General features: G+C 47.0%; 1 protein-coding gene. It reads left to right on the forward strand.

Annotated features, from left to right (window positions below; translation table 11 throughout):
* Nucleotides 1–73: 73 nt before the first annotated feature.
* On the forward strand, nucleotides 74–697 hold the full coding sequence (locus tag PFRI_RS09470) for a hypothetical protein (RefSeq protein ID WP_072630463.1): 624 nt from the start codon (nucleotides 74–76) through the stop codon (nucleotides 695–697).
* The last annotated feature ends 241 nt before the right edge of the window (nucleotides 698–938 follow it).

Genomic DNA, 938 nt, shown 5'->3' on the forward strand with positions numbered 1-938 from the left:
CGGATCATGCGGTTAGCTGAATCGTTCTACGGTCAGACGTCAACCCGTCAAAAGTCGGGTGCTCGAGGACTCTGTGTATATACTTGATCTTGAGGCCCAAGGATGGAGCGATGTTCCCTTCGATTGCGATTTAGCCAAGATTAATCCTGAAAGGCTCGACAGGATTGCGAAAGAGGTAGATGTAGGGCGAGACCCTTGGTCGAACCTGAAAGACGACCAAGGCTTCTGTAGCCCAAACCTCTTTTTCGACAGGGATACTTACTGCATTTCTCTGAACGTCTACCGACTCCTTGAACAAGCGTCGGGAGGTTACTTGTCTAAGTTTATTGCCATTGCAAATCCTGAACAGATGCAGCCGTTTGATGGTTGGTCTATTTGTGTCACTGACCAAACTGCTGAAAAATTATCAACGGAGAAAATGCGGCATCAATATCGGGAGATATTGGTGTGTGACGCGCTCCAGCTAGAAAAAGCTGATCTTAAGCCCAATACAGAGGTATCAACGACTGGCATAGGTCGGCCTAAGATCAGCCTAATAGCGGCTCGTGCATTCCTGAAGCACTATTCATTGGACAGAAGGCCACCTTGGAAAGAGGCCGTTTTGCAACTCAAAGAGTCTGATGGACTCGAAGTCAGCGCACGCACCCTTCAGAGGGGATTGCAGGAACTATTTGAGGACAAAACCACGTCAGAATAGGCGTCAAAATTGAAAAGCTGTTTTGTCAATTTTGGCAGCGTATTCATAAGAAAGATTGATTAGTAACGATCACCTCCAATGGTAATCAGTTGGAGGCGAAGAATGTCTTACATATTTGAACAAGATCGAAACTACGTTCTTGGTGACGAAGAGCTCAACCTCATCGGTGACCGCGACAAGCTAGCCTGACCTGCCCCCCGAAACTTCCCTCAGTTTAATGTAGAGTTTGCTCAACCATCGA

Source organism: Planktotalea frisia (genome assembly GCF_001890925.1).
GTDB lineage: Bacteria > Pseudomonadota > Alphaproteobacteria > Rhodobacterales > Rhodobacteraceae > Planktotalea > Planktotalea frisia.